We start from the raw sequence: 20,571 nt of genomic DNA on the forward strand, positions 1-20,571 counted from the left end.
AGAGGGAGCGGCGGCAGACTTGGTATGTCGAACGTCCCAATTCCCGGAATCGTAATCGGCTCTGCCGCTGCTGAGGCGACGGGAAGCAGGGATGCTCCCACGCCCATCCCAGCGGCAATCAGAAAGCCACCGGTCGATATCCGCAGGTGATTGCTCCGACGCAATCTATGCTTAGCCATTGAGCTCAATCCTTAGGTTTGCGTGGTGTCCGGTGAGACTCACGTCACTCGGACGAGACTCTTCATAACATTACGGTAACGAACTTGTCAGGCAACGGCCGAATTGCCCACGCACATACCTACTTCTCCGAATTGGGCACACCCCCTCTACCCTCATCTTCATTCCCAAACACTCTTCATTCCAAAACAAACCGATTAGTCGCATATAACGAATAGGTATACCTACGGGTAATTCGGCCGTTACCGTCGGCGCGCACGTCACACAGTCTGTGCTGCGTGTCTTTGATCCAGAACTTCGAACCCGAGATCTTCGAGAATCCCGTCGTCGAGGAGGCGCCGGCCCTCAGCATCGCGGGGCAGGGTCCACCCGTCGTCTTCTTGCACGGATGGGGAGTCACCCCTCGGGTATACAACCGAAGCCTCACGATGCTCGCCCAGCACGGGCATCGCGTCATCACCCCGACGCTCCCCGGCTTCGGTGGGACTCCGGATCACCCGCCGGAGGCGCGCTCCCTCGCGGGGTACGCCGCCTGGCTCGGACGGTACCTCGACGTGGCCGGAATCAACGAGCCGGTGACGCTGGTCGGCCACTCCCTCGGCGGGGGTATCGCCATTCAGGCCGCCCACGACCTTCGGGAGCGAATTGCTCGACTCGTTCTCGTCAACTCCGTCGGCGGTGGAGAGTGGTCTCCCGATGGCTGGGGGATCCGCCCCATCGGCGAGAGACCGCTGTGGGATTGGGGCGCTTCCGCGCTCCGCGAGGCGCTGCCGATCCAGTTGATCGCCCACACAGCGGCATCGGTCATCACTGGATTCATTCCGAACACGTTGCGGGATCCGGGAGCCATATGGCGCACCGCGCATCTCGCCAGACGCGCAGACTTACGCCACGAACTCGGTGTTCTTGCAGATCGAGGACTACCGGTGACCCTGCTGTGGGGTCGCGGAGACCGCCTGATCCCTGCCGCCAGCTTTCATTCGCTCCGGAGAGCGCTCCGTAATCCACCGGTACTCATGGTGAAGGGTGGACACGGATGGCTGATACACGACTCGACCACCTTCGCCGACACCATGCGGAGGGCACTCCGCGCCCAGCGAGCTGAGGAGGGCATTCCGCGCCCAGCGAGCTGAGGAGGGCATTCCGCGCCCAGCGAGCTGAGGAGGGCGCTGCGCGCCCACTGAGTGGTGACCAGTACAGGCACTGGTCACCACAGTCGGTCCCGAAGCTGTCTACCGCTGGATCGACTTGATCTCGAGGAACTCCTCGAACCCGAGTACCCCTGCCTCTCGACCGACACCCGACTGCTTGTACCCGCCGAATGGAGCGTTGATGTTGAAGGCTCCCCCGTTCACCTCGACCTGTCCGGCACGCAACTGTCGCGCCACGCGGTCGGCACGCTCCTGGTCGCCGGACCAGACGCCGGCTGCGAGACCATACTCGGTTCCGTTGGCGATCCGGACGGCGTCCTCCTCGTCCCGGTACCCAATGATCGACAGAACGGGACCGAAAATCTCCTCCTTGGCGATCGTCATGTCCTCGGTGACTCCGGAGAATACGGTGGGTCCGACGAAGTAGCCGGAGTCCTGACCTGTTTCGCGGCCGTCGAGTACTGCCCGTGCGCCCTCGGCGATGCCCTGCTCGATGTAGTTTCGAACCTTCTTCAGCTGGTTCGAGTTCACCAAAGGCCCGAGCACGGAAGTGGCAGATGTCGGGTCGCCGACAGAGTAGTTGCGCGCCACCTGAACTGCGATGGCGGCGGCTTCGTCCACCTTGGCCGAGGGAACGAGCATACGGGTGAGCGCCGAGCACGTCTGACCGGAGTTGATGAAGCACTTGGCCACTCCGTCGGTGACGGCCTGTGTCAGGTCCGCATCGTCGAGAATGACGTTCGCCGACTTACCACCTAGCTCGAGCGCTACCTTCTTGACCGTCTCGGCCGCCACTATCGCGACTCGCTTGCCGGCGCGCGTGGAACCGGTGAACGAGACCATGTCGACCTCGGGATGCCCTGCGATGGCCTCGCCCACTACGGGTCCGTAGCCACTGACGAGGTTGAATACTCCTGCAGGCAAACCAATCTCGTCGAAAACCTCCGCGAGCGCGTAAACGGCGAGCGGAGCCACCTCGGTCGGTTTGAGCACTACTGTGCAACCCGCGGCCAGAGCCCCTGCTACCTTGAGCACCACCTGGTGGAGTGGGAAGTTCCACGGTGTGATCGCACCGACAACGCCTATCGGCTCGCGCACGATTTGCGAATTGCCCACCTCGCGAACGTCGAATTCGTAGGTGGCGGCGAGTTCGGCAAAGGCAGCGAGATTGGCGAGCGGCATCCCGATCTGGACCGGCTTCGCAAAGCCCAGAGGCATACCCATATCCCTTGAAACCAGCGCGCTGAAGTCGTCGATGCGCTCGTTGATCATGGCGGCCGCCTTGGCGAGGTATTCGCCGCGTTCCTTACCACTGAGCGCCGACCACGCAGGGAAGGCATCGCGAGCAGCAGCCGCAGCTCGATCGACATCCTCGGCCGTGCCCTCGGCGACCTCGGCGATCACGTCCTCGGTGGCCGGATTCAACACGTCGATACGGCCCGTCCCCGCCGAATCGATCCACGATCCGCCGACGTAGATCTTGGTCCGGTCTAGAACTCCGCTCATCGGTTCAGCCTCCATGAAAGCATCGAGTGTCCTCATCCGACGCGAGCCTATACCCGAACCCGGCAGTAAGGAGCGAACCATGCGCACGCACTCACCGGCACGCGCCCTTGTCTCGGCACATGCCACAGTCTCGGCATTCCTAATCGTCGCTGTGCTCAGCGTCTCCGCGTGTGGGTCGACGGACGGGACGGGAACTGTCGAGACATCGCCCGGCAGCACGACCGCGACGACCTCGCCGACCACCAGCATCGCCCTACCCCCATCAGCAAACCAGCATCCGTCGATGGAGACGGCGGCTCCGCGCCCCGACCACTGCCTCATCGGCGAATTACAGGTGACCGTCGGCCACGTCGACGGGGCTGCCGGATCTCAGGAGATCCCGCTCGTATTCACCAACATAGGTAATCGCACCTGCGTTCTCCAGGGATATCCTGGAGTGTCCTACGTGGCAACTCCCGACGGTGCGCAGGTGGGTTCCGCCGCCACCCGCGACGGAGGATCGGGCAGTCCAGTGACACTTTCCCCGGGAAAGCGCGTCACCGCCCCGGTGCGCGCCACCGTCGTGCAGAACTATCCGGCCGAGACCTGTGGACCCACCCCGGTGGCGGGGTTCCGGGTGTACCCACCGAACGACACCGGATCTGTGTTCGTCCCCTACCCCACCACCGGATGCTCACAGACCGGGACCGGCGTCGACCAACTGTCGGTGCAACCCGTGACGGGATGACGTCGGCTCGAGGAGCCGTCGGATCGAGGAGTAGGACGGCGTCCCTGCGGGTATGCCTCTCGGGTCGGGCGACTGGCCGACGGTCACTTCGAGGGAAGGCCGGGGCATGTTCGAGATCATCCGTGCAGTCCATTCCGAGGTTCAGCACCGCCGCGGACCGCGGCACCATCATCGTCTCCTGCCCCGTGCCGAACGTCGATTCCGGATCCTGATGCACTTCATGTGAGCACACGGAGTGGTCGGCCTCTCACAAATGCGCTTCCTTGCCCCACGGAACCTGTTGCGGTTGACCATTACTGCGTTCATCGCCGTGGTTAATGGACGGCAGCGCCACCAGCTACCCGACTCGCGGTCGAACCGATCGTCGACATGGGCCCGCACCGCCGTGTACGCCACCGGACGGGCACTCGTACCGACCATCGTGGCCCAAGCGTGAGGGCATCCTCGATGGTGCCGCTATATCGCCGATCTGAATGACGATCCGCTCGTCGACGAGAGATTCGTACAGGGCTTCCGCCATCACGTCAGAAGTTGCGACTGCACACCTCGCGCCCAGTCACGACTGGGTGCGAGGTAGCGATCCCGTGCCGAAGCGAAAAGACGAACACTGTCGGATCCGGGCCAGTCGTCGGGCAGCATTCCGGCGGGCAGTCCCGGATCGATGTACGGGATAATGCGCCATTCGTCGAGCAGTGGGACGAAGCGGACGAAGGCTTCGAGCGGCGAAACATCCTCCACAGCAGGAAGTCTGCGCCTGTGGTGGTCGAGGAACTCTCGGTGACGAGCAGCGATGCCGTCGAGATCCCACCAGCGGGCCGCCGCATCGCCCATCGAGTCGGGCACGAACACGGACGTAGATACGAATGTCGTCACATATTCGGACAGGCCCAGCGCGTCAACGATGTCCCCAATCTCGCGCGAGAGGTACTCCGGGGCAATCCACAATCCCGGCGACACTGTTCCGCATCCGATCCAGCCGAGCCTCCTGCGCAGCTGGTGCCGCGCCGCCCGTTGCGATTCGGGAAGGGTAAACGAAATCAGCCGCCACGGATCGCCTTCCCTCATCTGACGGAAGGCGAAGATCCGCGGATCTCCACGGGCAAACATCCCCTCCGCCTGTTCCGTCACCTCGTACACGCCTCGTCCACCACATACACGCGGCCTGAGCACGCCCTTCTTCTTCAAGCGCGCCACGGCGATACGCGTCGATTCGGGAGGGATACCAACAGCCCGCATCAGTTCCACGAAGTCGGCGATCGCCACCGACCCGCCGAAGTCGCGCACGTACGCACCGAGGACGGTTCGGATCAGCGACGTCGCGCTGCCAGGCCGCGAATCGAAGTCGTCGAGTATCGCGCTCGCCGGTTCAGTCGGTGAGTTCATCACGGATCACACCGATCCCGACGCACACCTCGCGGAAGCTCGTACTCAGCGGGCTGAGGCCGAGACGCAATCCTTGGGGTGCCCGAAAGTCGGGGATGACGCCCCTATTCCACAGCCGCTCGATCACCGCCTCGAACCGAGGGTGATCGATGATGATGTGACCGCCCCGCTCGGCGGAATCCTCCGGCGATCCGATCTCCACTCCCAGCGGAATCAGCAACTCGCGCACGAGTTCGAGCGCGTACTCGGTCAGCGCGATCGACTTGGCCCGCACTGCCGCCATCCCGACCTCTTCGATGAGCGCCAGGGTGTCCTGTAGAGCGATCATGCCGAGGATCGATGGCGTCCCGCTGATCACACGGCGTATGCCCGGCGCCGGCTCGTAGCCCTGCGCCATCGCGAACGGGTTGTCGCGGCCCATCCAACCCCAGATCGGCTGCACGAACTCGTGCTGATGCTCGGTACGAACATAGGCGAACGCTGGTGATCCAGGGCCACCGTTCAAATACTTGTAGGTACATCCGACCGCCAGATCTACACCCCACGTGTCGAGTTCGAGTGGCACCGAACCCACGGAGTGGCACAGATCGAGCAGCAGGATTGCACCTGCCTCATGCGTGAAGCGAGCCACAGCGGCCGCGTCCAGCAGGTGGCCCGAGCGGTACGAGACATGGCTGAGGACGACGAGCGCCGTCCGGTCGGAGACCACAGTCAACAGGTCGTCGACGCTGACGCCGCCGCGCCGATCCGACTCGATCCATCGCAACGTGAGCCCGAGTTCTCCGGCGATGGATTCCAGCACGTAGCGGTCCGTCGGAAAGTTGTCTCGGTCCACAACGATCTCGGATCGGCCAGGCCGCATCTGAAGCGCACCCCGCGCGAGCTTGTACAGCAGCACCGTCGTCGAATCACCGATGGTGGTCTGCCCGGCGGCCGCACCGAGCGCGGCGGCCGCGAGGATGTCACCGATCGTGATCGGGAGTTCGTACCATTCCTCGTTCCATCCGCGGATGAGCCGACCGCCCCACGCCTGGGTGACGAAGGAGTTGATCCGCTCGGCGCTCGCCTTGGTGGGGCGTCCAAGCGAGTTTCCGTCGAGGTAGGCCGAGACCGACGGATCGTCCACACCGATGAACAGGTCACGGTAAGCATGGAGAGGATCGGAAGCGTCGAGGGCGTCGGCCCGGACCAGCATCGGGCTGCTCGATGTTGTCATCAGCGTCCGATCTCGGTGCGAACGGCCAGCAACTCGGGGAAGAACGTCAGCTCGAGTGCCTTCTGCAGGAATCCCACTCCGCTGGATCCACCCGTCCCGGACTTCATGCCGATGGTGCGGAGCACCGTGCGCATGTGACGGAAGCGCCAGAGTTGGAAATTCTCCTCGAGGTCGACGAACTCTTCGAAAGCCTCGTAGACCGCCCAGTGCTCGTCGTGGTTTTCGTACACGAAAGTGATGAGCGGCATCAGATCGTCGTTCATCGTGTATGCGACGCTCACGTCGCGGTGGAGCGCGGACGTCGGTACGTCGTAGCCGAGTCGCGCGAGGCACCGCCAGAATGCGTCGTACAAACTCGGCTGTTCGAGGAGTTCGGCGAGCAGATCGTGTGCAGCACCATCGGCTTCGAAGACCTTCAGCATTCCCGCGTTCTTGTTGCCGAGCACAAACTCCACCGCACGGTACTGATAGGACTGGAATCCGGACGAGTTGCCCAGGAAATGACGAAATTCCGAGTACTCGGTCGGTGTCAGTGTCGCCAGCACCGACCACTGCTCGGTCAGTGTCTTCTGGATGTGCTTTACCCTCGCCACGCACTTGAGTGCCCGCCCGATGTCGTCCTCGTCGAAAGCGGTTCTGGCGGCAAGTGTTTCATGCAGGACCAGCTTCAGCCAGAGTTCGGTGGTCTGGTGCTGAATGATGAACAGCAACTCGTCGTGATGTTCCGGCCGACTCACCGGTTTCTGCGCGCTCAACAGCGTGTCCAGATCAAGGTACGAGCCATAGCTCATCCGGGACTGGAAGTCGGTGACTATGTCTTTCTCGATGGCTCTGGTGTTGGCATGCACGCTCATGACGATCCTCATTACTGGTGTTCGAGTACCTGGCCCCAAATCTAGATATTACATAATCCTGGCGTCCGCTACACATATGTCATCAGTGCGCGAAGTACGGTGCAGTTATGAACGAACCGTCCCGCCGACTCCACATCGTCTTCGCCCCCCGGTCCGTCGCACACCGTGGAACCGCGACGGAACTACTGACCCGGGCACTGGATGTACACGGATTGACCGCAGAGTTGACGTTCGCAGCGGACACCACCGAGTTCGACACTGCCGTTGCGGCAGCAGCAGGCCATGGCGAGTTCGTCGTCTGTCCTGGCATCGGAAACACCTTTGCAGCCCCCGCGTGCGGTGTAGTCCGCGTCGATTTCGGGGATTGCGCGGCAGACCGCTCAGATCGCACCCGGGTACACATTCGCGGCCGGGGACTCGACGGCCTCCGCTTTGCGATCGACAGTTGGTATCACCACCGCTTTCATCCCGGGAAAATCGTCCAATACGGAACCCATCGGGATCAGCGTGCTGAAATACGGATTCCACATGGCGACGGCCCCTTTCCTGTGGCCATGCTGATCCACGGCGGATATTGGCGAACACCTTGGGAATTCGACCTCATGGATGCGCTGGCCGTCGACCTGAAGACTCGCGGTTACCTCACTTGGAACGTCGAGTACCGACGGGCCGAGGAGAACGGCTGGGCTGCAATGACATCCGACGTCGCCGACGCCGTGCAGGCAACTGCGACCCTTCCGGAGGCAGACCTCGAGCATGTCGTCGTCCTCGGGCACTCCGCGGGCGGGCAGCTCGCCCTCCGCGCCGCGGCGGACGCTGTCGCCGATGCCACAACAGTTCGACCCGCCCTCGCCGTCAGCCTCGCCGGAGTGCTGGATCTGCGGCTCGCGGACGAACGCGGGCTCGGTGGAGGCGCTGTGTCGAACGCAGTCGGTAGCCGCTGGGCCGACGACCGCGCGACCTATGAGCAGTCGTCGCCGATCGACCGGCTGCCGCTCGGCACCCTGCAACTCGTGGCCTGCGCCGTGCAGGACGAACCGGACCTGCTGGAGATAAGCAGGGAATTCGTCGCCGCGGCGGCGGGAACTACCGACGACGTCCTACTGATCGAAGGACCCGGCGATCACTCCTCCGTCATCGATCCGGCGAGTGAGATCTGGCGGACTATCGCCGAGGCAATCGACGTGACCCTCCGGCGAACCATTCGCTTGCGAACCCACGAGTGAACCGTGTGGCCATGACGGGCATCCATTCCTGGTGAGCGGCCTGCACAACTCAGGAGGAGACCTGGATCACACAACGCTGCTACCATCGTCTACAGGCAGGATTGAAGTCGCATGGCGATACCGCGAATGGTATTCACGGTTCTGTCACAGCCCCAAAGCGAGGTAGCAAATGAAGACCCGACGGTTAGTTCTCAGCGTCATCGGAGGTGTCGCGATCTCGATGGTCGCAGTGCCGGCGGCGCAGGCGGACACGAACTTCGATTTCCTTCCCCCAGAAATCTCCAACCTGATTCCGTCCGATTGGACGGATCCCCTGAATCTGATGCCACCTCCCGGCCCTGAGCAGGTACCCGGCACGGAACAAGTTCAGGACTTCAACCCGGGGCCCGAAGGCACTCAGGACTTCCAACCAAGGCCGGGAAGCCCTCCTCAGGGCTACGTCCAACCGGAAGGCGGACCTCAGGGCGGACCTCCGGGCGGACCTCTGGGATTCTTCCCTGAAATCGGGCCAGGAGGCTTCGGGCCAGGAGGCTTCGGGAACTTCGGAGACTTCGGCGGCTTCGGCGGCTTCGGCGACGGATTCTTGCTGGGGCCTGGTTTCGGGGGATTTTTCTAAGCTCCGCAGCACGCCCCCACACCGAGGGCCTGACACTTGAAGCGTCCAGGCCCCCGGTGTGTTGTGCGGATCTGGAGCATTCCTTCTAGTGATCGGTCACTGATCGCCGCATGCGCGTTCTTCGGTGGGCGCTCGAAGCGGGTATACCGCTACATTCCTAGTGCCGCGTACTCGGCACTAGGAATGTTCGGCGGTGATCGTTCACCGCGGACGCGGGGCTGTGGTCTTGCCTGAGCAAGCCGTACGATCCTATACCAGCGATGTACGCTCGAGTGAGCGACGAACGGAGTGCATTCAGACCCGAAATCGGCTCCGCTGGATGCTATTCGGTCGGAATATATAGAAAACTGACAAATGGTTCACCGCGGCGAATCGTCATCTTTGCGGCGTCGAGAACCAGATCGATTATCTTTCTTGACCATCGGTGCTCGTCACCGAGCGGTCTCCGACATGGTCGAGCCTCGAGCGGACGTCTGCTCACAACTCTCAGGGAATCGTGTGGACGCGCCAGGTGTCCTTATCTCGTGAGCTACCTGCCTCACCTCGTGAGGAGCCGACATCAAGCCATGCTGCTACCATCGTCTGCAGGCCGGATCGGAGTTCAAAGCGATACCGCAAGTGACATTTTCAGGGTTCTTCCAAAGTTCAGAACGAGGTAACAGATGCAGGCTCGGCGGCTGGTTCTCAGTGTCCTCGGATGTACCGCGATTTCGATGGTCGCAGTGCCGTCGGCGCAGGCGACCACCAACTTCGATCCTCTACCCCCCGAGATTGCCAACCTTATTCCCGAGATTGCCAACCAGATTCCGACCGGTTCGGCGGATCCCATGAACCCGCTACCTCCCGATTCCCAGGGATTGTACGGGCCGGAATACCCAACTCAGCCCTTCTTCTTCCACCAGTCGGACCCTGAACCTCCGGACTCCCCACAGCCGGACGACGCACCTCAGGATTTCTTAGTCCCTGAGCCGGACTACGCACCTCAAGACTCCCCGCACCCGGACCACGCACCTCAAGACTCCCCGCACCCGGACCACGCACCTCAAGACTCCCCGCACCCGGACCACGCACCTCAAGACTCCCCACTGCCAGAACACACACCCGCACCTCAAGACTCCCCACACCCCGCACCGGCGCCGGCCCCACACCCTGCACCAGCACCAGCACCGCACTCCGCACCCGAAACGCACTCCGCACCCGAAGCGCACTCCGCACCCGAAGCCGAACCGCACGAAATGCACTAAAGAACTATTCGGAATCCCCTGACGTCGGCGTCGCGTACGTGACAGCGAAGCTCAACATCGGCCGGTCTGGGCGCGGGCGTCAACCGGCGGGCCCGCCGCGCGGTCGGTGACCGTGAACCCGTTGCGGGTCAACCGGATCGACTGCCGGTGGTCCTTATCGGACCGAAACCGGGGTGCCCCCACCTTGCGGCCCTTCCGTTTCCCGGACAGGGAGTCGAAGAAGTTGCAGTACGCCCGCCGGGCCGTCCTGACACGCTTGCACCAGTGCCACGGAGGCCAACCTGGGCCAACCATTCCCGTTCGGGGGTCTTCTTCGCCCCGGTGACGACCGGCTTGTGCACCTCGGTGTCGGAGATCTTCTCCCCCGCGACGCGGGCATCGTGTCGAACCTGGAGTGCATCGTTGAATACGACCCGTGCACACCCGAACGAGCGGGCCAGCATTCTTTGCTGGTCCCCGGTCGGGTAGGCGCGGTACCGGTACCCGATGATCACCCACCCAACATGCCCATGACCTACGACACACACTGATGAGTTACCAAGGCGCGGTACAACATGTGATCTCTGTGACGAAGAACCGCCGTCAAGTGGTCGCCGGCGAGCACCTGACCGCAACGGGAACCGATCATGTGCGGGATGTGCGCGCCGACTTCGACGCAGATCTGACCGAGTTCAATGGGGAAGACGACCACCTGCAGGTGCTGGTCGAGTACCCGCCTACCGTGCAGTTCTCAAGGCTGGTGAACTCCCTCGAAGGGGGTGTCCCTGGGAAGTTGCGCCGGCAGTACCGGGCCCGCCCCCACCGGAACGCTCTGTTGTCGCCGTCGCATGTCGCCGCAGCCTGCGGTGGTGCACCCCTGTCGATCATCCTGCAATACCTGGAACAGCAGCGGAGACCGGACTAGAGCAGGATCGACCATCGGCGGACCTGAAGGACCGGGCCTGCGCCGAAGAATCGTTGGGTCAGCGACCGGGGCGAGCCTGGGTGAGATGCGGGACCCAGCCGTGCGAGGGCCACTTGTTCAGCCCGACCTGTGCGGAGGCAATCCGCTTGTTCACGAATTGGGTTTCCAATTCGGGGTCGGACTCTCCGGTGAAACGCCAGAGCACGACGTCCCCCGGACGCGCGACCGAAGACCAGGAATTGGCCCGGTACGCGGCGCGGACGATGTTGTCTGCGAAGACGATCACCGGGATGTCCTCGGTGTTGCGAACCGCGGTGCCGGCCGCCCATGGACCGCGGGAAAGTTCGTAGACCTCCTCCGAGGTCACTCCGCGCCGCGACGCCGCGGGAACCTCGAGCACCACGCAGGGCGTCGGCAGATTCGGCACGGGCTCCGCCTCGTACTGCAATACCAGGTCGTCGACCGGTATTGTCCGATGCGCGCTTTCCCCGGTGACGTCGTTGGTGAGTACCGACCCGTCGATCAGCCCCAGCACTCCGATCAGTCCGTGGTTCACCGCGTCGGCGACGTTCCTGGAGTCGGAGATCCGATGCGCGACGACGTAGTGCTCGACCTCATGGCCGGAGTCGTAAATCTGTCGGATGCGGGCGATGGTCGCCGCCCTCACCTCGGCGCTGTCGGGCTCGGGATCCCCGAGCGTCTGCCGGTGCTCGTTTTCTGCCAACGCCTCCCACACGTACCCATATACCCGGTTGCCCCGTCCGGTGCCGGTGTAGAACACAGACCTGTTGCGTGGATCGACGAGCGCGTACACATACGTGCCGAGTTCCTCACCGACTCGCCTCGAGAACGGCTGCGGTGCGTGGCGGGTCTGATACACCTCACGAAGAACCAGCCGCAACGCCGCAAGTTTCAATGCAACCGGGACACCGCCGTCGATGCCGTCGAACAGTGCCGTCGCCGCGCCTTGGACCGAGGAGAAAGTGTGCCCGATGTGCCTCTCCAACGACTTCGTGACATCCGCGAACTGTGCGATTCGCACCAATGCGTCCGGTGAGGCATTGTCTAGGTCGTTGGACGCGAGAAAGGTCTGGACCTCGGCATTATCGAGCCAGCGGGATGTAACGTCGATCGGGATCGTCCAGACGGTAGCCATGTCACTACAGTAGGGGACAGATGGGCGAACACGGTCCCATCGATCCGTGCCAGTCGTGTGCAGATCGCACCCAGATCTACACACGAGGTCTGCGGATCGACGAAGTCTGAGAATCCCGAGAAACGAAGAGGTAACTGAGTTGACTACCCGCAAGATGACGGTGGCCGCGGTGGCGATTGCCGCAGCCCTGACGCTGGCCGCATGTGGTTCCGACGATTCGACCGGCGCGAGTCCGACCACGACTACCGCGACCACCACCACGACCGAGACCGCAGACGTCCTCGAACTGCCCACCGCAGACGAACTCAATGCTCTGCTGGTGAAGGGCCTCGATCCCGCGACTCCGCTCGACGAGAAGATAGCCATGGTGCAGGGTTCGGAGGTGGACCCGAATCTCTTCGACCAGGTCGCAGCGGCTGCCGAGCAGGCGGGCGCCCAGGTCGAGGTTCTGGACCCGGTGATCGACAACGGCGATGGCAGTGCCATCGCACAACTGCAGTTGACGATCAACGGCAATGTTCAGCCGAACACTCTGCCAGCGAGTTTCGTGCCTGGAGACAACGGGACCTGGAAACTGTCGCAAGAGACGGCGTGTTCCATCGTGGCGATCGCGCAACTGACCTCACCGGCCTGCGCGCCTGCCTGATACGACGTCCACGTCAGTTTCCTGTCCGCGACCAACTCGCCGGCAACCGGTCCGAGTTGGTCGCGGCAGTGCCTGACCCCTAACGGGCGCAACGTCAGCGCCCGGCCCGGCGGGGCAGACTCTTGCGGAACTCTCTGAGAATCTCAGGTGATGTTCTGCCCCATTGGAATTCGCTCACCGTGTTCGGTACGCCAGAACTCCCGACCGTCGCACGTCTCGACGTCGCCGCTGATATGACTGGCTACCGCGGTGGCAGCGGCGGTGGGGTCGGGGAAGCGCCTGCCCTGCATCGGCCCGCGCATGATCTCGAGGCTCTGGGTATTGGGGTCGAACCGGGCGACCAACCGGTATCCCCCGAAGTCGGCGACCACCACGAGACGGGTATCGACCACTTCGTCCTCCAGTGCGGGGGTTTTCTTCGGCCTTTTCCGTGCGTTCTTGCGGGCGAGCGCTTCCGCGGCCAGCGTCTCCGCTGTCTTGGCGCGCTGCGCATCGCTGTAGCGAGTGGGGTCCTTCTCGCCTGCCAGTCCGAGGAGGTCCCATCGGCCGCGTCCGTGCGCGACACGGCCCAGCGGAATCGCATGATGTCCGGTGCGCGAACGACCAGGGGTGTCCATCATCCACAGATCCACCTCGGCACGGATGTCGTCGGCCACCTCCGCTGAGGGCACTATGAAGAATTCTTCTGGGGAACTCGCGAGATCGACGAACACCCAGAACTGTGAGCCGGTGTCATCGTCGTCGAGCGACTCGTCCTGCTTGCGGGCCTGCCAGTCGCCGCTGAGTTTAGAGCGCACGCGGACGATGCAACTGTTGCCGTCATCGCCCCAGACCTGGACGGGATTACGCCGTGAGTGTGTGAGCCGGACTGCCCTTCCACCCCGTTCCACGACATCTGCGATGAAAGCCTGGATTCCCCGACTAGCGGTGTCTTCCACTGTGTAGCGTCCGTCCGTGATTCTGCGCCCCGTACGCAGGTCGGGAGAGGTGTAGCGACGGGTCTACGCGGCACGACTCGGAATTGTGTCCCTCACCATATCGCGGGCTGTCTGTAGTCCGGGCATCGCCCAGGTATCCTGCTCCCCTTCGGCGATTGTTCCGTCAGGCCTCGCCGGCCGACCACGATGTGAGTGCGACGATGTCTCCGTACAGGGCGGCCTGATAGGTGAGCATCAACTCTTCCACCCCGTCGAACTGGTCCCCCACGTAATGGGTGTTCTCGACGGACAGTTCGCGGTCGCCGGACCGTGCGATGAGGTCGTCGATGCGGCTGTCGAGGCTCGCCGCCTGGTTGACCGCCAGCACAGATCGCAATTGCACCTCTGCGCGGGAGAACAGGTCACCGATCCGGGCCAATGCGGCGACGCGGTCGACCAACTGGTCCCACACCGGCGTCAGCGCGCTCTGCCGTGCGCGGATCTGCTCGCGCCCGCCGTCGGAGTGGGTGGCGCGGAGCGCTTCGTCGAGTTCCATCCGAATCCCCCGTAGGGCGACCGTGTCGAGGGCGATCTGCGTCAACTCTTCGGCAAGATCGAGTTGGTTTCGCTGAACTTCGAAGTGGACCGAGTGCCATACCGGGGAGCCGTCGATCCTGTCGAAGAGCATCCCGGCCAGGTACAGAAGCGTGTCGTATCCGTCTGCGAACTTGTCGTCGTCATGGGCGACATCAGCTCCGATGGCATCGGCCACCCTGCGTCCGACCGCCGCCATCGGGGTGTTCTCCGCAGCCCGGCTCAACCGTCCCGCGGCGGTGCCGCGCGCGAAGTTCCCGACACGTTCGAGAACCGCCCCGGTGATCGGCGCCGGAGTCCGCTGCACCGCCCCGAACAGGGCCTCACGTTGTTCCAGGTCGAGGTGGACGCCCAACCTCCGATCGCGGCGCATCGCCCAGACGCCGGTCCCGTAGTGCACCGCCGAAGTCACCACCGCGGACCGATACGACTGCAGTTTCCTGCCCAACTCGGTGGCGCGGTGCTTGTACAGCAACTGCGCCGGCCGTGACCGCACGTTGTAGCTACGGCGGACGACCTGGTTGTATTCGTCCGTGAGCAGGCGCAATGCTCCGAATCCTCCGATCGACGGGATGCCCCGGCCTGCCCGACGGCGGTTGGTGAGTACCTGTCGGGTGGGAGCATCGAGGTGTCCCGCGGCGATGAGGACGGCGGCCGTGTCCGATAGTGGAGCGTGCGTGCCCGTGATCGCGGCTCGCTCGCACCAGTGGCGGACCTCGGCCGATATGCGGGCGCGGCGCTCGTCGTGTTGGGCGCTCTCCGACATCGAACCTCCTGGCAGCTCGCTGATCACTACTGTCTCAGAATTCCGTTCGCCGCGCAGCGACCTCGCCAGGCTCCTCCGGCCCCGAGGTGGCCGAGCAGCTCCTACACGTCAACTTGTTCGCCCCGTTCTAGAAGTCGAGTGGCATCGGGTCGCCGCCACCTACCCTGGATGCCATGCGCATAGGAGCACACGTCCGTCAGGACGAGGATCCGATCGGATACGGCGAGCGGCTCTGCGCCGATGTCGTCCAGATGTTTCTCACCGACCCACAGAAGTGGAACAGACCACAGACCCATCCGCGCACCGAGGAGATTCGCGACAGTCCCATCGACGTCGTCGTGCATTCGTCGTACGTGATCAACGTCGCGAGCCTCAACAACCGACTCCGGATTCCCTCGCGTAACGCCGTGGCTCAGCAAGCGCGCGCCGCCGCCGACATCGGCGCATTCGGACTGGTGGTCCACGGCGGGCATGTCCGTGACGGCGAGGACGTGAGAGACGGAATCGCCAACTGGCGCAAACTCTTCGAACGCCAAGCTGACAAGGGAGGATTTCCCGTCCCGATCCTCATCGAGAACACCGCGGGTGGCGACTTCGCGATGGCGCGGCACTTCGATGCCATCGACCGACTGTGGCAGGAGGTCGGCGACCTCGGTGCCGGATTCTGCCTCGACACCTGCCATGCCTGGGCGGGCGGAGAGGACCTGGTGGGGGTGGTCGAACGCATCAAGGCGATCACCGGACGCATCGACCTGGTGCACCTGAACAACTCCCGCGACGACTTCGGCTCCGCGCGCGACCGGCACGCAAACCTCACGGGCGGGACCATCGACCCCGAACTGCTCGCAGAGGTCGTGCGGACCGCCGATGCGCCCGTGATCCTCGAGACACCCGAGGAGGGGCTCGCCGAGGACCTCACGTATCTGCGCAACACCATCGACGGATAACGAGTCGATCCGAAAGACAGCTCGATCCGAAATACCGTCCGATCCGGCCACACCTGCTGTCGACAAGCGGGGGTGCGTCGAAACGATCCTTTTCCGACGGGGACTCGGAGACTCCTACCCCGACAGCAGTCGAGTACGGTGGACTGGTCTGCCTACCGAGGAGGAAACACCGTGCGCCGCTCACTTCCGGCCGTAGCGATCGCTGTGCTGACCGCGCTGTCGTTGGCTGCGTGCGGCAGCTCGAATTCAGGTCCAGTCATCGACCAGGTACATGAGTCGGGCGTCCTGAAGGTCGGCACCGAGGGCACGTACACACCCTTCAGCTACCAGGGCACCGATGGTCAACTCACCGGGTACGACGTAGACGTCGCCCGTGCGGTCGGCGACAAACTCGGGGTCTCCGTCGAGTTCACGCAGAGTCCGTGGGATTCCCTCTTCGCGGGCCTCGAAGCGGGACGATACGACCTCGTAGCCAATCAGGTGACCGTCAACGACGAACGCGCCCAGAGGTACGACCTGTCGACGCCGTACACCGTTTCCGAGGGGGTCATCGTCACCCGCGTGGACGACACCTCGATCACGTCCCTCGCCGACCTCAACGGCAAGAAAACGGCCCAGTCGGCGACGAGCAACTGGGCGCAGGTCGCGAGAGACGCGGGCGCCAACGTCGAATCCGTCGAAGGTTTCGTGCAGGCCATCACACTGCTGAAGGACGGCCGCGTGGACGCCACTGTCAACGACAACCTCGCCGTCGGTGAATACGAGAAGCAGACCGGAGACGCAGAAGTGAGGGTGGTCGCCGAGACCGGCGACACGAGCGAGCAGGCCTTTGCCGCCCGCAAGGACAGTGGACTGATTCCCGACATCGACAAGGCGCTCGACGAACTGCGCGCCGACGGAACACTCGCTCAGATATCGGAGAAGTACTTCGGCACCGACGTCTCGTCGCCAAGTACCAGTAACTGACTCGGTTCCCTCGTGGACGACGCAACTGTCCAGTTGATCCTGGACAACCTGTGGCCGATGCTGAAGGCCACAGTCACGATGACGATCCCGCTGACGATCATCAGTTTCATTGTCGGACTCGCAATCGCACTACTCTTGGCGCTGGCCCGCATCTCGTCGATCAGATCGTTGTCGATACTGGCCCGCTTCTACATCTCGATCATCCGTGGCACCCCACTGCTGGTGCAATTGTTCATCGTGTTCTACGCGCTGCCGCAGTTCGGTGTGATACTCGACCCCTTCCCCGCCGCGGTGATCGCATTCAGCCTCAATGTGGGCGGCTATGCGGCCGAGGTGATCCGTTCGGCGATTCTCTCGATCCCCAAGGGACAGTGGGAGGCGGCGCAGACCATCGGCATGGGGTACGCCACCACGCTGCAGCGGATCGTGTTGCCGCAGGCGGCGCGGGTCGCCGTCCCACCACTGTCCAACACATTGATCTCGCTGGTAAAGGACACCTCGCTGGCGTCGACGATTCTCGTGACCGAACTGCTTCGGGTCGCCCAACTCGCCGCCGCACCGACGTTCGACTTCTTCGCCCTGTACGGCGTTGCAGCGCTGTACTACTGGGTGATCTGCATCTTCTTGTCGGCCGTCCAGGGCCGGCTCGAAGCCCGATTCGACAGGTACGTGGCCCGATGACCGACACTCCTCCCTTACTCCAGGTCTCCGGCGTCGAGAAGTCCTTCGGCGACCACCTCGTCCTCCGCGATATCAGCTTCGACGTCCGGCCCGGAACGGTCACCGTCATCATCGGCCCGTCCGGGTCGGGCAAGACCACTGTGTTGCGGACCCTGAATGCACTGGACACCGCGGACGGCGGCCTGATCTCCATCGGCGACGAGTCGGTCGACTTCGGTACCGGTGTGGGCAGAGCGGCGCTGGCCAGGTTCCGCGCGCAGAGCGGCATGGTATTCCAGGCTCACAACCTGTTTCCGCACAAGACGGCGATCCAGAACGTTATGGAGGGACCGGTCGTCGTCCAGAAGCGGCCCAAGGACGAGGCCCGTGCGGACGCGCTGAGGTTACTGACCCAGGTCGGCCTGGCGGAGAAGGCAGACCAGTATCCGTATCAACTCTCGGGCGGCCAGCAGCAAAGAGTCGGGATCGCCCGTGCGCTCGCCCTGAAACCGAAACTGATGTTGTTCGACGAGCCTACGTCCGCACTCGACCCTGAACTGGTCGGTGAAGTGTTGTGCGTGATCAGAGATCTCGCGAACGAGGGCTGGACGATGGTGATCGTTACACACGAGATCCGATTCGCGCAGCAGGTGGCCGACCAGGTGCTGTTCATCGACGACGGCGTCGTACTCGAGCGCGGCGCGCCGAAAGATGTCCTCACCAATCCGACCGAGCCGCGACTGCGGCAGTTCCTGCACCGCATCCTCGACCCCCTTTAGCCGTCAGCGGACCGATTTTTCCATCAGCGAAACGCTCGGCCAGTCCACCTCGAAATCCCGGCGACCCACCCGAAAGAATCCTTGCTGCTCGTAGTAGTCCCGCAGCTTTGCGTTGGTCTCCACACACTCGAGCCGGACGACGGACGTGTTCGCGGTGCGGGCGTCATCGTCGACCAACCGAAGTAACTGTGCACCGAGTCCGGCACTGGCGTGCTTGCGATCGGTCATTACACGAGCCACGTACGTGGCCGGGATACCGTCCTCGATCCAGACCTCCGGATCCGATTGCAGCACCCGCAGCGCACCCACCACGATTCCCGCGAACAACGCGACCTGCCATTCGCCGAGTTCGATCTGATCACGCACGTCGGCGAGCGAGACCTCGCCTCGGGCGGGCGGATCAATTTCCCTGGCCAAGAGCCAATCTTCTGCGTCCCAGTGCATCTGAACGATGTCTTCAGCCTGATCGAGCACTGCCCGTTCCACGGTGACCGCCATGCAGCCACAGTAGCCATCCGGCGACGAAAACAAACCCTGACCGTGCTCGTGTCGGCAGAGATGATGTGATCGGCGGTACAATTATGGACCGGGGGCGGTTACCTCAGCACGCAGAGTGGGTGGTAGCGATGAGGCTGCTTCGTGCAGTAGTCCTGTTGACACTGTCCACCTGCGCCGCCGCCGCGCTAGCGTCTTCCTATCCGCTGCGTACTGCCGCCCAGCCACTGGGATCCGATTCCATTCTGCCGTCCCCCATTCAGGGCGACGACTTTTTCTTGTGGCCACCGAACGTCGTGGACTACGGCGCAGGCGAGATCATCCGCTCGCGGGAAATAACGCTCCGCGCGTTCCCGAACACGCTGGTAGAACACCACGCCTACCAGATCATGTTGCGCTCCAACGATTCCAAGGACAGGCCGGTTCCGGTGACCGCGACGGTGCTGGTTCCGACCGCAGCGTGGACAGCGCCAGGACCCCGCCCGGTGATCGCCTACAACATGCCTATCGATTCCCTGGGTGCGCACTGCACCCCCTCGTACAAAATGGTGCACGACTGGCAGACCCTCGACCTAGACATCCCGCCTGTGCTGTCGTTGTTCCTGGCGAAGAACTACGCGGTGCTCGTCCCCGACCACCAGGGGCCGAGGATGGCGTATGGCGCGGGACGCATGGCCGGGCATGCAGTACTCGACAGCATTCGCGGAATGAAGCGTCTGACCGCACTCGGTCTCTCGGAGAGCCCCGTCGTCGCCACCGGCTATAGCGGGGGTGCGATCGCCACCGGATGGGCCGCGCAATTGCAACCATCGTATGCCCCGGACGTCGAATTGGCCGGGGCTGCCGCCGGAGGGACTCCCGTCGATTTCGGGCTGCTGCGCCGAACGATGGACGGTCAGCTCGGTTCGGGTCTGTATCTGTCTGCCGTGCTCGGGCTCGCCCGTGAGTATCCCGAGATGCTGGAGTTGGCGAATCCGTTGGGCGTTCTCCTCGCGACGTCGACGCTCAAGGACCAGTGCAGCGTCACACTTGCACCGGCCGGTGTCGCATCACTACCCGCCGAACTGCTCGCGGCCGGGCCCGACCCGTTCGACTCTCCGACGGGCCGAATGGTTGTCGCCGCAAACAAGATGGGCGCGCTCACCCCGACTGCCCCGGTGCTCCTCTATCACGGGTCCGAACGGGTGTTCCTGGGCGACGAGTGGATTCCGGAAGAAGGGGTGATTGCCCTGCAGCAGGAATGGTGTCGAGGTGGAGGCGCCATTACCTATTCCCCGCAGTTCGGCGAACACCTCACCGCGGCGGTGTTCTCACTACCCGAAGTGATTCATTGGATGGACGAACGACTCGCGGGCATTGCCGTGGCTCCAGGATGTCGCTGATCTCTTCCGATGCATTTGTGGCAGCAATAGCATGGGCCTGCTTGTCTCCGATACGTGCCTCGCCGAGGCAAGCAATAGTCTGCTCTTGGCCCGTGTGACCGTATCGAGCACTGCGCGTACAACGGTGCCCGCCATGCAGCCACAGTAGCCACCCTTCGACGAAGACGAACCCTGCCTGTACTCGTGTCGCCAGGGATGATGTGACCGACGGTACAATTGAAGACTTACCTCAGAACGCAGGGTGAGTAGTAGCGATGAA

The 20,571-nt window shown here is 63.3% G+C and carries 21 protein-coding genes; 12 read left to right on the forward strand and 9 right to left on the reverse strand.

Annotated elements, in window-relative coordinates; all coding sequences use genetic code 11:
• The first annotated feature begins 455 nt into the window (after positions 1–455).
• Positions 456–1,310: an alpha/beta fold hydrolase gene (locus RM2_RS07975; RefSeq protein WP_072688311.1), complete on the forward strand. Its 855-nt coding sequence runs from the start codon at positions 456–458 to the stop codon at positions 1,308–1,310.
• Between the two features lie 99 nt (positions 1,311–1,409).
• On the opposite strand, the gene RM2_RS07980 is transcribed toward RM2_RS07975, so the two are convergent.
• The gene (locus RM2_RS07980; protein ID WP_072688332.1) at positions 1,410–2,834 is read right to left on the reverse strand and encodes an aldehyde dehydrogenase family protein; all 1,425 of its coding nucleotides are present in this window, start codon (positions 2,832–2,834) and stop codon (positions 1,410–1,412) included.
• A 79-nt stretch (positions 2,835–2,913) separates the two neighbouring features.
• Between RM2_RS07980 and RM2_RS07985 the strand changes: the two genes are divergently transcribed.
• Together RM2_RS07985 and RM2_RS24410 are read left to right on the forward strand one after the other, a co-directional pair.
• Complete coding sequence (locus tag RM2_RS07985; protein ID WP_072688312.1) at positions 2,914–3,561, forward strand: DUF4232 domain-containing protein; 648 nt, start codon at positions 2,914–2,916, stop codon at positions 3,559–3,561.
• Positions 3,562–3,847: 286 nt separating this feature from the next.
• Complete coding sequence (locus RM2_RS24410) at positions 3,848–3,997, forward strand: hypothetical protein (RefSeq protein WP_169846688.1); 150 nt, start codon at positions 3,848–3,850, stop codon at positions 3,995–3,997.
• An 83-nt stretch (positions 3,998–4,080) separates the two neighbouring features.
• Here RM2_RS24410 and RM2_RS07995 read toward each other — a convergent pair whose 3' ends face one another.
• Genes RM2_RS07995 through RM2_RS08005 form a run of 3 tightly spaced genes read right to left on the reverse strand, consistent with a single transcriptional unit; the run spans position 4,081 to position 7,014 of the window.
• A complete protein-coding gene (locus RM2_RS07995; RefSeq protein WP_072688335.1) occupies positions 4,081–4,944 on the reverse strand; it encodes a PaaX family transcriptional regulator in 864 nt (287 codons plus the stop codon).
• Entirely contained in the window at positions 4,928–6,160 is a 1,233-nt protein-coding gene (gene kynU, locus RM2_RS08000) for a kynureninase (protein ID WP_174553835.1), read from the reverse strand. Before kynU ends, RM2_RS07995 begins: the two co-directional genes overlap by 17 nt.
• Positions 6,160–7,014, reverse strand: a complete 855-nt coding sequence (locus RM2_RS08005; protein ID WP_072688334.1) for a tryptophan 2,3-dioxygenase — start codon at positions 7,012–7,014, stop codon at positions 6,160–6,162. Before RM2_RS08005 ends, kynU begins: the two co-directional genes overlap by 1 nt.
• Before the next feature lie 107 nt (positions 7,015–7,121).
• Between RM2_RS08005 and RM2_RS08010 the strand changes: the two genes are divergently transcribed.
• The gene (locus tag RM2_RS08010; RefSeq protein ID WP_072688314.1) at positions 7,122–8,240 is read left to right on the forward strand and encodes an alpha/beta hydrolase; all 1,119 of its coding nucleotides are present in this window, start codon (positions 7,122–7,124) and stop codon (positions 8,238–8,240) included.
• A gap of 169 nt (positions 8,241–8,409) precedes the next feature.
• Positions 8,410–8,856: a hypothetical protein gene (locus RM2_RS08015; RefSeq protein ID WP_072688315.1), complete on the forward strand. Its 447-nt coding sequence runs from the start codon at positions 8,410–8,412 to the stop codon at positions 8,854–8,856.
• Between the two features lie 1,372 nt (positions 8,857–10,228).
• Here the strand turns inward: RM2_RS08015 and RM2_RS08020 are convergent.
• Entirely contained in the window at positions 10,229–10,543 is a 315-nt protein-coding gene (locus RM2_RS08020) for a helix-turn-helix domain-containing protein (RefSeq protein ID WP_245813777.1), read from the reverse strand.
• Positions 10,544–10,656: 113 nt separating this feature from the next.
• On the opposite strand from RM2_RS08020, the gene RM2_RS08025 reads away from it, so the two are divergent.
• On the forward strand, positions 10,657–11,004 hold the full coding sequence (locus tag RM2_RS08025) for a transposase (RefSeq protein ID WP_084721685.1): 348 nt from the start codon (positions 10,657–10,659) through the stop codon (positions 11,002–11,004).
• Positions 11,005–11,062: 58 nt separating this feature from the next.
• On the opposite strand, the gene RM2_RS08030 is transcribed toward RM2_RS08025, so the two are convergent.
• Complete coding sequence (locus RM2_RS08030) at positions 11,063–12,160, reverse strand: GIY-YIG nuclease family protein (RefSeq protein ID WP_072688317.1); 1,098 nt, start codon at positions 12,158–12,160, stop codon at positions 11,063–11,065.
• 139 nt (positions 12,161–12,299) lie between these two features.
• Here RM2_RS08030 and RM2_RS08035 point away from each other — a divergent pair, with 139 nt between their 5' ends.
• The gene (locus RM2_RS08035) at positions 12,300–12,806 is read left to right on the forward strand and encodes a WKL family lipoprotein (RefSeq protein WP_072688318.1); all 507 of its coding nucleotides are present in this window, start codon (positions 12,300–12,302) and stop codon (positions 12,804–12,806) included.
• Positions 12,807–12,949: 143 nt separating this feature from the next.
• On the opposite strand, the gene RM2_RS08040 is transcribed toward RM2_RS08035, so the two are convergent.
• Both RM2_RS08040 and RM2_RS08045 read right to left on the reverse strand, forming a co-directional pair.
• Positions 12,950–13,744: a hypothetical protein gene (locus tag RM2_RS08040; protein ID WP_072688319.1), complete on the reverse strand. Its 795-nt coding sequence runs from the start codon at positions 13,742–13,744 to the stop codon at positions 12,950–12,952.
• A 163-nt stretch (positions 13,745–13,907) separates the two neighbouring features.
• Positions 13,908–15,083 carry a hypothetical protein gene (locus RM2_RS08045; RefSeq protein ID WP_072688336.1) on the reverse strand — a complete coding sequence of 392 codons (1,176 nt, stop codon included), beginning with the start codon at positions 15,081–15,083 and terminating at the stop codon, positions 13,908–13,910.
• A gap of 173 nt (positions 15,084–15,256) precedes the next feature.
• Between RM2_RS08045 and RM2_RS08050 the strand changes: the two genes are divergently transcribed.
• The 4 genes from RM2_RS08050 (at position 15,257) to RM2_RS08065 (ending at position 18,435) form a co-directional block, all read left to right on the forward strand.
• Positions 15,257–16,030, forward strand: coding sequence for a deoxyribonuclease IV (locus RM2_RS08050; protein WP_072688320.1), 774 nt, complete (start codon positions 15,257–15,259; stop codon positions 16,028–16,030).
• A gap of 171 nt (positions 16,031–16,201) precedes the next feature.
• Entirely contained in the window at positions 16,202–16,996 is a 795-nt protein-coding gene (locus tag RM2_RS08055; protein ID WP_072688337.1) for an amino acid ABC transporter substrate-binding protein, read from the forward strand.
• 12 nt (positions 16,997–17,008) lie between these two features.
• Positions 17,009–17,677 carry an amino acid ABC transporter permease gene (locus RM2_RS08060; RefSeq protein WP_072688321.1) on the forward strand — a complete coding sequence of 223 codons (669 nt, stop codon included), beginning with the start codon at positions 17,009–17,011 and terminating at the stop codon, positions 17,675–17,677.
• Positions 17,674–18,435, forward strand: coding sequence for an amino acid ABC transporter ATP-binding protein (locus tag RM2_RS08065; protein WP_072688322.1), 762 nt, complete (start codon positions 17,674–17,676; stop codon positions 18,433–18,435). The genes RM2_RS08060 and RM2_RS08065 overlap by 4 nt, the downstream gene beginning before the upstream one ends.
• A 3-nt stretch (positions 18,436–18,438) precedes the next feature.
• Here RM2_RS08065 and RM2_RS08070 read toward each other — a convergent pair whose 3' ends face one another.
• Positions 18,439–18,933, reverse strand: coding sequence for a GNAT family N-acetyltransferase (locus RM2_RS08070; protein ID WP_072688323.1), 495 nt, complete (start codon positions 18,931–18,933; stop codon positions 18,439–18,441).
• A 128-nt stretch (positions 18,934–19,061) separates the two neighbouring features.
• Here RM2_RS08070 and RM2_RS08075 point away from each other — a divergent pair, with 128 nt between their 5' ends.
• Positions 19,062–20,312 (forward strand): lipase family protein, encoded by a 1,251-nt coding sequence (locus RM2_RS08075; RefSeq protein WP_072688324.1) that lies wholly within the window; start codon positions 19,062–19,064, stop codon positions 20,310–20,312.
• Positions 20,313–20,571 lie beyond the last annotated feature (259 nt).

It is taken from the genome of Rhodococcus marinonascens NBRC 14363 (assembly GCF_001894885.1).
Taxonomy (GTDB): domain Bacteria; phylum Actinomycetota; class Actinomycetes; order Mycobacteriales; family Mycobacteriaceae; genus Rhodococcus_F; species Rhodococcus_F marinonascens.